This is a genomic window from Paenibacillus brasilensis (assembly GCF_009363115.1).
GTDB classification, from domain to species: Bacteria; Bacillota; Bacilli; order Paenibacillales; family Paenibacillaceae; genus Paenibacillus; species Paenibacillus brasilensis.
The window spans coordinates 3,570,681-3,585,900 of the sequence record NZ_CP045298.1; the positions used below are offsets into that span (position 1 = coordinate 3,570,681).

Annotated in this window: 14 protein-coding genes; 10 read left to right on the plus strand and 4 right to left on the minus strand. The window is 49.8% G+C overall.

Annotated features, from left to right (window positions below):
* Positions 1-26 precede the first annotated feature (26 nt).
* Together GCU48_RS16755 and GCU48_RS16760 are read right to left on the minus strand one after the other, a co-directional pair.
* Positions 27-488: a bactofilin family protein gene (locus GCU48_RS16755; RefSeq protein ID WP_152380772.1), complete on the minus strand. Its 462-nt coding sequence runs from the start codon at positions 486-488 to the stop codon at positions 27-29.
* A 19-nt stretch (positions 489-507) separates the two neighbouring features.
* Positions 508-1,539: a M23 family metallopeptidase gene (locus tag GCU48_RS16760; RefSeq protein WP_152380773.1), complete on the minus strand. Its 1,032-nt coding sequence runs from the start codon at positions 1,537-1,539 to the stop codon at positions 508-510.
* 124 nt (positions 1,540-1,663) lie between these two features.
* Between GCU48_RS16760 and cls the strand changes: the two genes are divergently transcribed.
* Together cls and GCU48_RS16770 are read left to right on the plus strand one after the other, a co-directional pair.
* On the plus strand, positions 1,664-3,094 hold the full coding sequence (gene cls / locus GCU48_RS16765; RefSeq protein WP_152380774.1) for a cardiolipin synthase: 1,431 nt from the start codon (positions 1,664-1,666) through the stop codon (positions 3,092-3,094).
* Positions 3,095-3,286: 192 nt separating this feature from the next.
* The gene (locus GCU48_RS16770) at positions 3,287-4,231 is read left to right on the plus strand and encodes a YitT family protein (protein WP_152380775.1); all 945 of its coding nucleotides are present in this window, start codon (positions 3,287-3,289) and stop codon (positions 4,229-4,231) included.
* A 67-nt stretch (positions 4,232-4,298) separates the two neighbouring features.
* Here the strand turns inward: GCU48_RS16770 and ligD are convergent, their stop codons facing one another.
* Positions 4,299-5,201: a non-homologous end-joining DNA ligase gene (gene ligD / locus GCU48_RS16775; protein ID WP_152380776.1), complete on the minus strand. Its 903-nt coding sequence runs from the start codon at positions 5,199-5,201 to the stop codon at positions 4,299-4,301.
* Positions 5,202-5,424: 223 nt separating this feature from the next.
* Between ligD and GCU48_RS16780 the strand changes: the two genes are divergently transcribed.
* From GCU48_RS16780 to GCU48_RS16815, 8 genes are all read left to right on the plus strand, one after another.
* Positions 5,425-6,711, plus strand: a complete 1,287-nt coding sequence (locus tag GCU48_RS16780) for a sulfotransferase family protein (protein WP_152380777.1) — start codon at positions 5,425-5,427, stop codon at positions 6,709-6,711.
* A complete protein-coding gene (locus tag GCU48_RS16785; RefSeq protein ID WP_152380778.1) occupies positions 6,708-8,633 on the plus strand; it encodes an asparagine synthase-related protein in 1,926 nt (641 codons plus the stop codon). The genes GCU48_RS16780 and GCU48_RS16785 overlap by 4 nt, the downstream gene beginning before the upstream one ends.
* A gap of 54 nt (positions 8,634-8,687) precedes the next feature.
* Positions 8,688-8,816, plus strand: coding sequence for a paeninodin family lasso peptide (locus GCU48_RS16790; protein ID WP_152380779.1), 129 nt, complete (start codon positions 8,688-8,690; stop codon positions 8,814-8,816).
* Positions 8,817-8,962: 146 nt separating this feature from the next.
* Complete coding sequence (locus tag GCU48_RS16795; RefSeq protein WP_152380780.1) at positions 8,963-10,006, plus strand: phosphoenolpyruvate carboxykinase (ATP); 1,044 nt, start codon at positions 8,963-8,965, stop codon at positions 10,004-10,006.
* A complete protein-coding gene (locus tag GCU48_RS16800) occupies positions 9,993-10,295 on the plus strand; it encodes a lasso peptide biosynthesis PqqD family chaperone (RefSeq protein ID WP_152380781.1) in 303 nt (100 codons plus the stop codon). Before GCU48_RS16795 ends, GCU48_RS16800 begins: the two co-directional genes overlap by 14 nt.
* Position 10,296: 1 nt before the next feature.
* Positions 10,297-10,827: a lasso peptide biosynthesis B2 protein gene (locus GCU48_RS16805; RefSeq protein WP_152380782.1), complete on the plus strand. Its 531-nt coding sequence runs from the start codon at positions 10,297-10,299 to the stop codon at positions 10,825-10,827.
* A gap of 1 nt (position 10,828) precedes the next feature.
* The gene (locus GCU48_RS16810; RefSeq protein WP_152380783.1) at positions 10,829-12,355 is read left to right on the plus strand and encodes a nucleotidyltransferase family protein; all 1,527 of its coding nucleotides are present in this window, start codon (positions 10,829-10,831) and stop codon (positions 12,353-12,355) included.
* A 20-nt stretch (positions 12,356-12,375) separates the two neighbouring features.
* The gene (locus GCU48_RS16815; protein ID WP_152380784.1) at positions 12,376-14,244 is read left to right on the plus strand and encodes an ABC transporter ATP-binding protein; all 1,869 of its coding nucleotides are present in this window, start codon (positions 12,376-12,378) and stop codon (positions 14,242-14,244) included.
* A gap of 31 nt (positions 14,245-14,275) precedes the next feature.
* On the opposite strand, the gene ku is transcribed toward GCU48_RS16815, so the two are convergent.
* Positions 14,276-15,211, minus strand: a complete 936-nt coding sequence (gene ku, locus GCU48_RS16820) for a non-homologous end joining protein Ku (RefSeq protein ID WP_152380785.1) — start codon at positions 15,209-15,211, stop codon at positions 14,276-14,278.
* Between the last annotated feature and the right edge of the window lie 9 nt (positions 15,212-15,220).

Here is a 15,220-nt window from a genome sequence, read left to right on the forward strand (position 1 = left end):
ATTTTTTTAAGGCATGCAGCCAGCTGTTATCCCGCTTCTGATTGCAGGGGGGCTTGGTTGTTTTCCTGACTTTTGTCGGAATGGGTTAAGGATTCGTTGTTCGAATCGTTCGCCGAGGTCAATGGCTCAGCATCCTTCGTGCGGTTCATTTGACATGTGCCGTCCAGAACGCCGCCTTCTAAAATGACTAATGCGGCCGCCGCCGCATTCCCGTATAGTTCACCTGTCGGTGTAATGGTCAGCCGTTCCTCTGTGGTGATGCTGCCGAATACCTTCCCGGCAAGAACGACGTCCCGTGCCATGATGTCTGAACGCACAACAGCGGTTTCTCCAATGATGACGGTACGAGAGCTGCAGATATCACCTTGAAACTGGCCGTCAATCCGAATATTGGCCTCTGCCTCAACAGTACCTTCAAAGCTGGTGCCGTTAGCCAGCAGCGTATCTGTTACAGGGGCGGAGAGCTTTTTTTTCGATTCCTTGAACATGATGGTTTCCCCCAATCTTTTATTGTACATACAGTAATGGATCGACAGGCTGGTTATGCTTGACGATCTGGAAATGAAGATGAGGTCCCGTACTTCTTCCGGTGCTTCCCAGCAGCCCGATGGTCTGTCCTTTTTGGACACGATCCCCCGGAGCCACCTGCATTCCGCTCAGGTGCATATACCAGCTCTGGAGTCCGTCAGGATGCTGGATGATAATGCAATTGCCGCGGGCTCCGCTGGAATTGGCCTCCAGTACGGTACCTGCCCCCGCCGCATAGACGGGATCACCTGTTTGTCCGGCGATGTCTACGCCTGAATGGAAAGCCGATCTGCCCGTAAATGGATCGCTGCGATAGCCGAAGCTGGAGGACATTCGGCGTGAGCCTACAGGCCAAACGGAGGGCTTCCCTTGCTCGGCAAGAGCCAGCCTGCGGGTCTGAAGCAGTTGCGCAGCTTGTTTGCGCTCCAGATTCTGTTGAACGGCATTCGCCTGCTGAATAGAGCGGGGAACCGTGCGTTCCACCGTGTCCAGCAGGGATTCGATCTCCTGAAAATCATCCATGGCCTGACGAGCAAGCAGAGCTGTATTTTCATGAACTGCAATGAGTTCGCCCCCGGTATGGCTGGAGGCATCCCAGGAGAGCGGAGTTATGGTTGATTTATTGCTGCTTGCGTTAGAGGAATTTCCGTGTTTACGAATAAATTGCTGCATTTGCTGTTCCAATTCCGTTATGCGCTGGAGGCGTTCACGAATACTAGTCGCTTGATTCGTCAGCTCCATGACCTCGCGTCGTAGTCGCCCGATGGCTGCATCCTTGTCTGCTACCGTAACCTCCATCTGCAAACTCTGGACAGCAAGATTCGTTTCCATTTGGGAAATAATATGGGAAGAACGGATTTGCAGCCCGATCACGAGTGTAGAGATAGACGCGATCACAAGGGTCGGGACGAGAATGACAGCGGCTGTAGAGAATTGCAGCTGCTTGGGTGGTTGCTGTGCGTCCCGAATGACAAGCAAGGTCATCCGGCGATTTAGGCTTCCTTTTTTCATAATCGCTCCTTTCCGGACATCGCTTCTATAGTGCTTGGTTACTATCTATTCAGCTAAAGGGGCAAACATGTCAAAAAAATTAGAGAGCTTGGTATAAAACGTAGATATATAAGGAGGCTTGAACATGCTGTGGTTGCTGTTGGTTTTAATCGTTTTTATTTTTCAGACCGGAACGATCCTGCTCTTTGAATTCCGGAAGCCTTCCAAAGCAGTAGCCTGGCTATTTATTTTGTTCTGCTTTCCGCTTATTGGCTTTGTCGTGTACTACTTTGTAGCACAGGATTATAAGAAGCGCAAAATGATTCGAAAAGCAGGATCACAGCTGTTTCGTGAATTCCGTGAGCGTCTGTGGGCTCAATCGAGGGTGATTGAGCAGGTGGAACAAATGCGTAATCCTCATTTCAGACATCAGGAGCGTCTGTTTAACCAGTTGATTCGCATGTCTGAAAATCCGTTGACTGGATGCAATCGCACACGTGTTCTGACCAATGGAGAAGAGACCTTTGAAGCCATGCTGACCGCGATGGAGCAGGCGAAGCATCATATTCATGTGGAGTTTTACATATTCCGGGCGGACGAAATCGGAAGAAAGTTTCAGGAGGTCATGATCCGCAAGGCACGTGAGGGAGTAAAAGTACGATTTGTGGTGGACGGCGTGGGAAGCTACAATTTGCCCTATTCTTTTATTCGCGCCTGTGGCGAGGCGGGAGTGGAATTTCATTATTTTCTGCCTCCATTTTTTGCTACGCTGGATCGCCGGATCAACTACCGGAATCACCGTAAAATCTTGGTGGTGGATGGAATCATAGGATTTGTGGGCGGAATCAATGTAGGCGACGATTATCTCGGTAAATATCCTAAGGTAGGATTTTGGAGGGATACGCATTTGCAGATTGAAGGAGATAGCATCTATTTTCTGCAAAATGTATTTTTGAGCGACTGGAAGCTGGCCTCTGGGGAGAGGCTGATGGATGCAAATTTGTTTCCGCCGCATACCTGTTCAGGGGATGAGGAGGTGCAGATATTGAGCAGCGGTCCCGATCAGGTATGGGATACGATTCAGGAGATGTGCTTTGGAGCGCTGTCGGTTGCCAAGGAGCGGATCTGGATTGCGACACCGTATTTTATTCCTGATCCGGCTATTTATGAGGCGCTTAAGCTGGCAGCGGTTAGCGATGTGGATGTGAAGATTATTATTCCATATCAATCGGATTCGAAGCTGGTTCATCTGGCGTCTCTGTCCTATGTGCAGGAACTGCTGGAAGCGGGGGTGGAGTTCTACCAATATCGAAAAGGATTTATTCACGCCAAAGTGGTGATTGTGGATGACTTACTCGGCTCGGTCGGGACTGCCAATATGGACATGCGCAGCTTTTTCTATAATTTTGAGCTGACTGCTGTACTCTTTGCGCATTCAGCGCTGGAACATCTTTCGACCGATTTTGAAGAGGACATTTCCAACTCCTCACGCATAGATTTAAATGTATTCCGCAGACGGTCGCGAGCGCAGAAAACAGCTGAAATTCTAGCTCGCATGCTCTCTCCACTCCTTTAAAGACGATTTTCACCGTTTTTATCAATAAAATCCCTCTTTATTGAGATTTATGTGCTTTTTACTAACTTTCTTACGCAAAATCACAATTTTATGATATACTATTTATATAAATAGCGCGGTAAAGAAGAGGGGACTGCGGATGCAGCCCCTTTTTTGTCCAATATTATCATACTGTAATGGGGGGATTTATATATGAGTGTAGTGAGCAAGGAAGTCAAAAATGTATCTGAGATCACAGATGTGACCGGAGAGTTGACCAAGATCAGCAAAATTCCAGCCAATCCTAAGAACAATGCAAAACGCCTGTTGCAGCGTGCGGCCATGATTATTTTCGGTGCGGCGCTCATGGCTGTGGGCCTGGAAATATTTCTGGTTCCCAACGGTGTTATTGACGGAGGCGTTACAGGTATCTCCATTATGGCCTCCAAGCTTACTGGCTACCCGCTCGGTATTTTCCTGACCCTGTTGAACCTTCCATTTCTGGTTATCGGCTACAAACAAATCGGTAAAACCTTCGCTTTATCCACATTATTCGGCATTATTGTAATGTCCATCGGAACCGCATTACTTCACAATGTAAGTGCGTTGACTCCTGGCGAACCGCTGCTCGGCGCTATCTTTGGCGGTGTTATTCTCGGCGTTGGGGTCGGGCTTGTGATTCGGTCCGGCGGCTCGCTGGATGGAACAGAGATCGTAGCTATTCTCGTCAGTGAAAAAACTCCTTTCTCGGTCGGTGAGATCGTACTGTTCGTTAACATCTTCATTCTGGGCAGTGCAGGCTTTGTATTCGGCTGGTCGAATGCCCTCTATTCCATGATTGCTTATTATATTGCCATGAAAATGATTGATATAACGATTGAAGGTCTGGATCAGTCCAAATCGGTCTGGATTATTAGTGAAAAGTACCGCGATATCGGGGATGCCCTGACAGACCGTCTTGGACGGGGCGTAACCTATCTGGAAGGTGAAGGCGGCTTTACAGGCGAAAGCAAGAAAGTCATTTTCGTCGTTATTACCCGTCTGGAGGAAGCGAAGCTGAAGAACATCGTTGAAGACTGGGATCCCCACGCTTTTGTGGCGATTGGCAACATTCACGATGTGAAGGGCGGACGCTTTAAGAAAAAAGGAATACACTAGCTCAAGGGGACAATTCCTCAGCCGTTATGGTTGCGGGGGTTGTCCCCCTTTTTTGCATAGGCGGAAATCAGGTTGGATGAGCCTTGGCACGCATATGCTTTAGAATATCCTCGACAGGCTGTGGAGGAACCTTGCCGATCAAGTCGCCTATCTGATTTAGCCGTTCCTCAATATTCAACAAATGGTAATCAAGCGGTGATACATCCCGCCGTACCTCATCCCATGTAAGCGGAGTAGATACAGTCGCACCGGGGCGAGCCCGAGGGGTATAGGGAGCAGATAGCGTTTTACCCTGATAATGCTGTAAATAATCAAAATAGATAGCTGTTCCACGATCCTTCTTTAACCGTTCCAGTGTGAATAGATGAGGGTGTTTTTCCGTCACAAATTGTCCGACCAGCAGTCCGATGCTGCGAAGCTCGTCGAAGGTTACGCCTGTTCGAATCGGGACGATAATTTGCACTCCGGTGGCTCCGGATGTTTTGGGGACCGATTCCAAACCAAGCGAAGCCAGCACTTCACCAACGATGGAGGCAGCCTCCATTATGCGTGGCTCCACTTCTCTCGACGGGTCCAGATCAATCATCCATTCACAGGGCAAATGGCTTCCTGCTTGATGCAGGGAGGGGTGAAATTCCAGCGCAGCTTGGTTTCCGAGCCATAGCAATTGTGGCAGCTTGTTAAGCACGATATATTCAATATCGTCCTGCAACGTGGTTTCAATATAATCTGGCCGAGGCTGTGGAGCATTTTTCTGATAAAAAAATTTCCCGTGAATGCCATGTGGCCAGCGGATGACAGTCAGCAAGCGATGCTGACAATATTTGAGCAGGAAAGGCGCCAACACTGCAAGCTTGCGAAGATATAACGCTTTGGTCACACCGGCTTCCGGCCACAGCGGTTTATTCGGGTTAGTGATGGGAATTTCCTGACCTTCAATGGTAATCGTACCTTTAACAGCTTGTCCCATAGGGCTACGCTCCTTCTTTATTCCAAATAAGCTGAGCTGAAAAGTTACATGTGGCGACCGCTATCGTTTGAACAAGATGTACTTATGGATTAGGATGAGCGTCAGGTACACAATTTATCCATCAAAGGGATTGACAAGATACATTATGTATCATAAATTTATAATTAAAATACGAATTGTATCTATTAAAGTGTCTTGAGTCAGAGCTAGAGGAGGAGTATTCTTGATTGAAAAGCAAGGTGGGGGCCTGATATTTCTGCTGAGTGTCCCACGGAGCGGAAGCTCGCTGCTTACCACTATTTTGCAAAACCATTCACGCCTGTTTGCCACCCAGGAAATGTGGTTTTTGCTCAGTCTGCATGATCTTCCTCAGTCCCATACACGACCCTATGGAGGAACAGGAATTATTCGGCAATTTTTTAAAGGTATGGTTCCTCCACCTGTATTGGAGCAGGCCTCCCGTTCGTATGCGCTTGAAATCTATAATGGTCTGCTTCAAGGCACAACAGCAGATATGCTCATCGACAAATCTCCGCGTTACTATGCGGTGCTGGAATTTATAGACCGTTTGTTTCCGGCAGCCCGCAGGGTGTGGCTTATTCGCAATCCCTTGGCTATTGCCGCTTCATTCAAAAAAGTCAATCAGCTACGAGGTGGGCGTTTTCGTTTGCTGGAGGAGCTGAAAAGCCCCCATTTTAATATGAAAATGACGGATATTACCGTTGGTTTGCTCCGTTACGCCCATTATTTTGCCACACCTCATCCACTTGCATACCCGCTTGTATATGAACAGCTCGTATCCAATCCGGCGCTGGAGATCGAGAAGCTTTGCGGTTTTTTGGGGATCGAATATGAATCAGGAATGGAGAATTACGGAAACTTTGCGGATACTCCCAAATCCAGTTTGTTTTATAGCATGGGAGCGGGTGATCCATTCGTTGGGGAGCATGTACAGCCGCATCAGGATTCGGTACATAGCTGGCAACATCTGTTGAGTAAAGAGGAAATTGAGTTGTATTGCAGAAGCATCGGATCTCGTATATTTAGGCAGCTTGGCTACACGGAAGCGCTGGAGCAGGCTGAGCAGATTGCTGGAGTACGCTTTGAGGATGAGGCCGACGTGGAGCTGTTTAGTCGACGTACTCACCAGTTTCTCCAGCAAAGCGGATTTGAATGGAAGACTGCTTATCGAATGCTGGATGGGCAAGGTGCAGATAACGGCGAATTTACGAAAAACACAATAAATGTAGTGAATGAAGGATATCATGCGGCCCCTCATAATGCTGCAAGGGTGGGCATGGAACAGATCGTGAATGAACGACGGATTCAATCGCTGGAAAACAGGCTGACCCATAGTTATGAGGAGCGTAAGCGTCTTATCGCTCAGCTCCAAGCCTATCAAGACAGCAATCAAGGTCTTCGATCTCGCAGTCCGTTTGTCCGTAAGTTGGGACGCTGGGCGTCTATAGCGTTATCTAGTATAGGAAAAGAAAAAGGGGGGAGAACGTGAGTGCAATTGCCGGAATCTACAGCTTTGGACATGAGTCCGTAAGCGCCGAAGAAGGCGGTAAAATGATGCAAGCCCTGCGAAAATATCCAGCGGACCGCGTTTGTTCCTGGTGTGAAGGCTCCATTTTTTTGGGATGTCATGCCCAGCATGTGACCCCGGAATCTGTACATGAGCGTCTTCCCTTTTATGATGAGCAGCGAGAACTTGCTATCACAGCGGATGCAATTCTGGACAATCGTACCGAGCTGTTTGAACGGCTGGGGGTCAGACAAGAACGGCAGCAGGAAACCACGGATAGCGAGCTGATATTACTGGCATATGACAAATGGGGGGTGAATACGCCTCAATATTTAATAGGTGATTTTACCTTTGTCATTTGGGACGCCAAGCGACGACGCTTATATGGCGCTCGGGATATGACGGGAAGCCGGACGCTGTATACCTATCAGCATGACCGCGGCTTTGCATTTAGCACGGTCGTAGCTCCGCTCCTGGCCTTATCCTCTCTGCGAAAAGAACTGCATGAACCGTGGCTGGCCGAATTTCTGTCGATCCGCGCCATGCAGGAATCCGTCGATATCGGTACGACCGCCTACAAGCATATCAACCAGCTTCCTCCCGCACATTGGTTCACGATGGAGGAGGGAAAGCGAATTCTCCATAAATATGCATGCCTGGATGAGGTAGAGCCGCTGCGGCTCAAAACTGAAAGCGAGTATATAGAAGCATTCCGCGAGGTATTCTCACAGGCAGTCACTGCCCGATTACGGACGCATCGCGCCGTAGGAGCGGCCTTGAGCGGGGGACTGGATTCCGGAGCGGTTGCCAGCTTTGCCGCTCCATCGCTGCAATTGCAGCAAAAGCCGCTGTATGCATACAGCTATGTACCTGTTCAGGATTTTACGGATTGGACATCGCCTACACTGCTAGCGAACGAACGAAGCTATATTCAGTCTACGGCTCGCTATGTGGGCAACATTCACGAAAATTATATGGATTTTGAGGGGAAAAGCCCGTTTTCGGAAATTGATATTTGGCTGGAGCTTATGGAGGCTCCCTACAAATATTTTGAAAATTCCTTCTGGATCAGAGGTTTTTATGAAAAAGCACAGGAGCATAATGTCGGTGTACTGCTGACTGGGGCACGAGGCAATTTTACCGTTTCATGGGGCCCTGCACTGGATTATTATGCCCGTCAGTTTCGTCGTTTGCACTGGCTGCAATCCTTTCAGGGCTTGTGGCGCTACAGCAGGCTGACCGGAAGACGCATGTCTCGTCTAGTGCCCATGATGCTGAAAAAAGCGACCTCGCTTGATTCCCGTGGATCGTTATTTCGAGGCCAACGAAGTCCGGTGCCTTCGCTGATTCACCCCGAGTTTGCCAAACGGATGCATGTAGAAGATGTTCCGATGTTGAGTGGAACAGGCTGGATGAAGAATGCCGATCAGACGAGAAAAGAGAAATTTTCGAATTTGGCGATTGCCAACAAAAATGGTGTCGTTGCAACCAAGCTTTCCTTGCGTTATGGTCTGTGGGAACGTGATCCGACCGGAGACAGCCGGGTGATCCGCTTTTGCTTATCCGTGCCTTTTGAGCAGTATGTGCAAAACGGCCGGGACCGTGCGCTCATTCGTAAAGCAATGCAGGATCATCTGCCTGATGATGTTCGTTTGAACCAGCGTGTGCGCGGCGTGCAGCCTGCAGATTGGCTCCACCGTATGATTCCTTGCTGGGATGCGTTTATGGGGGAGCTTCAATTAATGTGTCATGATTTACGAGCCGCCGAATATCTCAATATAGAATTTATTAAGACGGCCATGTCGAAACTCCACCATCCTCGCCCCGATCAGGCGTCAGACCCCAATATACGACTGCTGATGCACAGTTTGATCGTGTACCGTTTTCTTTGTAGATCCAATTGATTTTGATGTGATCCCGTCGGATCGTTCAGCATTTGTTGGAGAGGAGGTGATAAGATGAGCAAAAAAGAATGGCAGGAACCAACGATAGAGGTACTGGATATTAACCAGACCATGGCAGGTAAAGGCTGGAAAAATATTGATTGGGTGTCCGACTTCGATGCCGATCTTTATAATCCAAGCTAACAGAGATCATACATTTGTAGCCCATGCGGGCCGGGAGTCATAAAGATAGACCTATTACGAGCCGTCTTTATTTCTTTTGGGCTAAATGTGCTGCTCAAGGAAATAAAGACGGGACTTTTTAAAAGGCAGAGGGAGTGAGTCCTATCGTGCATGACAGGAGTATAAGTGTCGGTTGGGAACAATATACAGCCTTTGGGCTCCGAATTGGGAGTGAACTGAAACTACCTGAGCTGGTACAGTCAGCACCGGGAGCGATAGAGGATGTGGTCATTCGCCAGGCAGATTTGACAGCATCGAGTGATCAGCTTAAGCAGACTAATTTTGTGATGCAGGGTGAACGCTTTATGTTTCAAATACCCGGCACAGCTATTTATGCCGTCAGGGAAGGCAGGTACATCGAGGTATGCATTCACCCCGGGGCCGATATGGACACTGTGCGGTTGTTTGTGCTGGGTACATGCATGGGCGTTCTTCTGATGCAAAGACGGATATTGCCGATTCATGGAAGCGCGGTAGTCATCAGGGACAAGGCCTATGCCTTTGTGGGCGAATCCGGTACGGGAAAATCGACACTGGCGGCTGCTTTTAGACAGGCAGGCTATCAGATGGTCAGCGATGATGTTATTGCAGTAAAAGCTACGGCATCCGAGCCTATTGTTTATCCGGCTTATCCGCAGCAGAAGCTGGGGCTCGACAGCCTGCTTCAACTGGAGGCTTTACAAGGACATAAGCGTGTACGCTCCCAAAAGCACAGGTTTGTTCTAACTCACGGCAATCCTGCGATGCCACAATATGGGGATCTGCGTAAGATTGCAGGTGAATTGAATAAATATGCTGTACCCACGGGAGACGAATTCTATAACGAACCGCTTCCCCTGGGGGGCGTATTCGAGCTTGTGACAGAGGCTTCGAACCGTAAGTTTCTGTGCGAGGGTGAGCTAACCGCGGTTATGGAGCAGCCCTTGAACGTACTGGAGTGCTTGCATACATTACTATTGCATACATATCGTAGGGGAACCATTCCGCGAATGGGTTTGGGTGAATGGTATTTTGGAACGGCGGTCCGGATGGCTCGGAGAGTGGAGGGCTGGCGGCTGCTCCGAAGCAGCTCGGATTTTACCGCGTCCGAGATGGTACAACGGATACTTGATATCCTTCATAAGGAGGAAAATAGCTATGGCAGCCATTAATTCAGCCAAGGACCACTACCGCGTCATGTACGGTGAAGAGGTCTATGTCAGTGATATGGACGGAGAAAAGGTTATGATGAGCATCAACACTGGAAAATATTATAATCTGGGCTTTACAGGAGGGCGAATCTGGGAGTTGGCGGAAACTAGTCCTTCACTCGGAGAGATCGTAGCTGTCCTGACGGATGAGTATGAGGTGGACGAGGAGCAGTGCAGGCAGCAGGTACACGCCTTTGTGGCTGAGCTGGAACGGGAAGGACTGCTAAAGCTCCTGCGGGAGACGATTTAGTATGTGGATACAACGGCTTCTTCTCCTGGCTCCAGAGGTCATGAGATTATTGCCGGAAGCCTGGTTGGCGCTGGGATGGGCGAGGCTTCGCCAGCTTCGTCCTTTTGAAGATTACTCAGGCCAATGGGGGCTGCGTATGGAGGAAACCTCCTGGAAATGTAATGGATGGCAGGAACAGTATATTCGCCATATTTCACACGCTGTGGAGCTGGCCAGCCGTTACACTCCATGGCATAGTAGCTGTCTTGTACAGGCCATTGCCGCGATGACGTTGCTGAGGCGCAGGAAGTTGGACTGCACGCTATATCTGGGCACAGCCAAAAATGCTGCGGGGCGATTGGCGGCACATGCATGGGTACGAAGCGGACCGATTTATGTTACAGGCGAACGGGAGATGGGGGCGTTTACTGTGGTGGGTATATTCGGAAGGCGAGCTGTGACGGCTACCCAAACGAAAATAGAGAATAAAGGCCGTTTTTTACATGAATGCGATGAGACCAAAGGATGTTCAAAGAATCGAAGGAGAATATAGCATGTTTACCAAGTCTCTTCTGGAACTTGCCCATTGGAAAGACGATCAGGAATTAACGCTGTTACTCTCTTTATTGCAAAAAGACGCTGCTCCATGGCAGCAGATATTTGCTGCTGCCCATATTCATGAGCTGGATTGGGCTCGCCTGTTGCGTCTGGCAGATCATCATCGGGTAGTGCCGCTCGTATATCTCCAACTGAAAAAGTCGAATCATCCGGTCATTCCTTCACAATTGCTGGAGAGTCTTCAGGCGCAATATCAACGAAATAGGCTGCGCATGCTTCATCTCCAAGCAGAGGCTGGGCGTCTGACCAAGCTACTTATGGCCCATGGTATCCGTGTACTTATGCTCAAGGGCCCTGCACTGGCGCAGAAATTGTACGGGGATGTTTCCCTGCGTACCTCCAAGGACGTAGATTTGCTTATTGCGCCAAATGATATGGATGAAGCCGAGCATTGGATACGGGAAGCCGGCTATGAGTCCAAAAGCGGAGAGGCGCGTGTTCTTGGCAGCTGGAAGTGGAAGGACCATCATACATCTTTCCTGCATGTGCAAAAGCGAGTGGAGGTGGAGCTGCATTGGCGTCTTCACCCGGATGCGGGCGGGGAACCTTCATTTGATGAATTGTGGAGCCGTCGACAACAAAGTGAATCCGCAGGAGCGAATGGGAGGGGACAGTCGGCAGCCGCTGACAACATGACAGCGATGACAACCAGCACGTACGTACTTGGCTGTGAGGATCAGTTCCTGTACTTGAGCGCCCACGGGGCCCGTCACGGCTGGTTCAGGCTGCGCTGGCTAGTTGACATTGACAGGCTTGCAGTACGCGCTGTCGATTGGGAGGCGGGGCTGCAGTTGCTGCGCCGCCATGGAGGACTGCCTGCGAGCGGGCAGGCTTGGACGCTCGCCGCTGCGCTGCTGGGTACACCGATACCGGAGCCGATGCGTCCGATATCGGCGACCCGGCAGGCACACAGGCTTGCGCTGAGCGCACTGGCCTTCATGCGGGCCAGCGTACCCGCACCGTACCCGGTTGCCAGCAGGCCAGGTACGAACAGAACGGCTGCGTCAGAGCTGTTGCAAAGCATAGCTTTGACGCAGCCGGTGGAGGGCATCTCTTCGATGGGTATCGCCTCAATCGGCGTTGCTTCAGTCAGCGATGCCTCTATCGAAGCCACCCTGCACGCCGTCAGTGAGGCTAATAGCACTGCGAACGACGCTAGTTACGTGACAGGTAACACGGTAAACAATGCTGTGAGCAGCCTCACCGAATCCATGGGGGCTACTTCAATCGCCTCAGGTTCTGCCGTTGCTGAAGCTACAGCTACAGCGGTCACCCCTCAGTCCGTTAGCCGAGCTTACTTGCTTTCCTTAAAGGAGCCGAGGCACAGATTACTTTATCTGATCAGCCGCTTGTTTCCTTCTACAGGTGATCCGGTTAGGTTGCCGCTGCCTCGCAAGCTGCATTTTTTGTACATCCCTTTACGTCCATTTTTATGGCTGAAACGACGATTTTCCAAGCACTGACCCCATAAGGAGTGTGCGTTATGGTTCACCTGCGATTGTATATAACCAAGCTGTACGCCGTGAACGGCGGTGCGTTATTTCTCAATATTGGATGCATGATGATCATCAGTTTGCTGGAGGGCTTTGGCATTTATATGCTTGTGCCTATGCTGGCGGCCATTGGTATATTTGCTGGTCATTCAGGGCTGCCGTTTCTGTCCGGTGGATTCGATCATTTCTTGTCGTACATTCCAAAAAGCTGGCTATTGCCGGGGATGCTGCTGCTATTTGTGGTGCTGCTTACCGGGCAGGCTCTGCTCCAGCGTTACCAATCGATTCTGAACTCACAGATTCAGCAGCGTTTTATGCGCTCGCTTCGAATAGACGTATATACCTCCTTTATGAAGGCGCAGTGGACCTTTTATTTACGCCAGCGTAAATCTGATTTTAGCCATGTGATGACGACCGAGCTGGCCCGTGTCAGTCAGGGAACCAATTTGCTTCTTCAACTTACCACATCCGTCATGTTTACGCTGATCCAGATTGCACTGGCTTTTTGGCTGTCCCCTTCCTTAACCGGATTAGTATTCCTGAGTGGATTGGGGTTGTTTGTCGTGTTCCGTCGCTCCATTCGAAATGCCAAGCAGCTAGGCGACCGTACCACTGAGCTTTCACAGATTTATTTTGCCGGCATTACCGATCATTTGAATGGAATGAAGGATATTAAAAGCAATTTGCTGGAGGCTGCCAATATAGATTGGTTTCGCTCCCTGACGCGTCGTATGGAGGATAATTCGACCCAATTTGTCCGGCAAAATGCCACCACACAGTTTTTGCATCGTACGGCGGCAGCTGTATTTGTCGTTTGTCTTATATTCGCGTCCCTGCAATGGCTGCATGTCTCACCTGAAAAGCTGATCGTCTTGATCCTCATATTTTCCCGCTTATGGCCAAGGTTTGCCCTGATTCAAGCGAGTCTGGAATATATCATGTCCATGATCTCTGCTTTTGAAAGTGTGACCAAAGTACAGCAGGAATGCGAAGCTTTCTCAGATCCGTCGTTAACTGCTCTTGCAGCCCCCCCAACCCGTGTCCCGTCCGATGTATCGGGACTTCATGAATCTCCATATACATCAGCATCTGCGCGGCACCCCTTGTTTCTGCGTAGCGGGATTGAATGCAATGGTCTGGATTATCGCTATGATAGTGCAGCAGAGCCTGCACTGCACCAAATTAATCTGTTCATACCTGCCAAGGGGATGACAGCCATTGTGGGAAAATCGGGAGCAGGCAAGAGTACGCTGGTCGATGTGCTGATGGGTTTTCTGCGTCCAACTGGGGGGCAGATTAAAATAGATGGACGTGTTTTGGATGACGAACTGCTGCCGCAGTGGCGGCAATCATTTGGATACGTGTCACAGGACCCTTTTCTGTTCCACGCTACCGTTCGTGAAAATCTGAAGCTGGCGGATAAAGAGGCCAGCGAAAAGCAGCTATGGGAGGCGCTGCATTTTGCTGCCGCAGACAGCTTTGTTGCCAGACTGCCCCAAGGGCTGGACACGGTCATTGGGGATCGGGGGATTCGCCTGTCCGGAGGGGAACGTCAGCGATTGGTATTAGCGCGGGCTGTGTTGCATCATCCTCCGGTACTCATTTTGGATGAAGCGACAAGTGCGCTCGATGGTGAGCATGAAGCTGCAATTCAAGCAGCACTGGAGCGGATGAAGGGTCAAATGACGCTGATCGTCATCGCTCACCGCCTGTCAACGATTCGTCATGCGGATCAAATTGTCGTACTGGAGCAAGGCGAGGTTATACAGCAAGGGAACTACAGGCAGCTGGAACAAGAGGAGCGGGGGGCGTTCAGCCAACTGCTGTCGTATCAAAGCAATGTCATCGCCACCCCTTAGCCTGTTTTTGTATTTATCCCAAGTTTTATTATCAAGTTTCATTACGTTTGGCGGTGCTTCTTCTTTTTTTGACTGGAGTCGGAGAGATGTCATCGCCTGCCGCAGCCTGCTGTGCTGTCGGGGCTGCTGGCTTACGTGCAGGGCGTTTTTTCGCGGCGGCAGGGCCGGGAGCAGCAGGACCGGGATCGGTAACAACGACGGGCTTCACAGCCTCAATACTGGCTTGAAGGGCAGCCATTAAATCCACAACATTCGTTTGCGGTTGTGTTGGGGCGACTCGCACCTCTTCTCCGGCCACTTTATGCTGAATGAGATCCAGTAGACGCTCGCGATACTGGTCCGTATACTTGGCTGCATCAAAAGGTGTAGATAGCTGCTCAATCAGCATTTTTGCCATCGTCAGTTCCTTCTCTTTAACCTCCTCCTGCCCCGGTAAATTAGGAACTTGAGCAATGGGACGAATCTCATCCGGGTAAAACATTGTCTCCACCGCCAAACATTCATCCAGCACCCGAATAGCTGCCAGGCTGCTTTTGGAACGGATAGAGATTTGGGCGATCCCGATTTTTCCGGTATCCTTCATCGCATTCATGAGCAGCTTATACGCATTCGAGCCGGCCTGATCCGGAGATAAATAATACGTTTTTTGAAAATAAATCGGATCAATTTCCTGCAGGTCCACAAAATCCAAAATGACGATATTTTTATCCGCTTGGCCGCTGACCTGTTCCAATTCCTCCTTGTCGAACATGACGAATTTTCCCTTCTCATATTCGTAGCCTTTTCCAATTTCCTCCCATTCAACCTCCTTATCACAAACGGGACATTTCCGTACATAGCTCAGTGGGCTTCCACACTCCTTGTGAATATAACGCATGGAAATATCCTTGTCCTCCGTCGCTGAAAACATTTTAACTGGCACATGAACCAGCCCGAAGCTGATCGCGCCTTTCCAAACCGTATGCATACCGCCAGT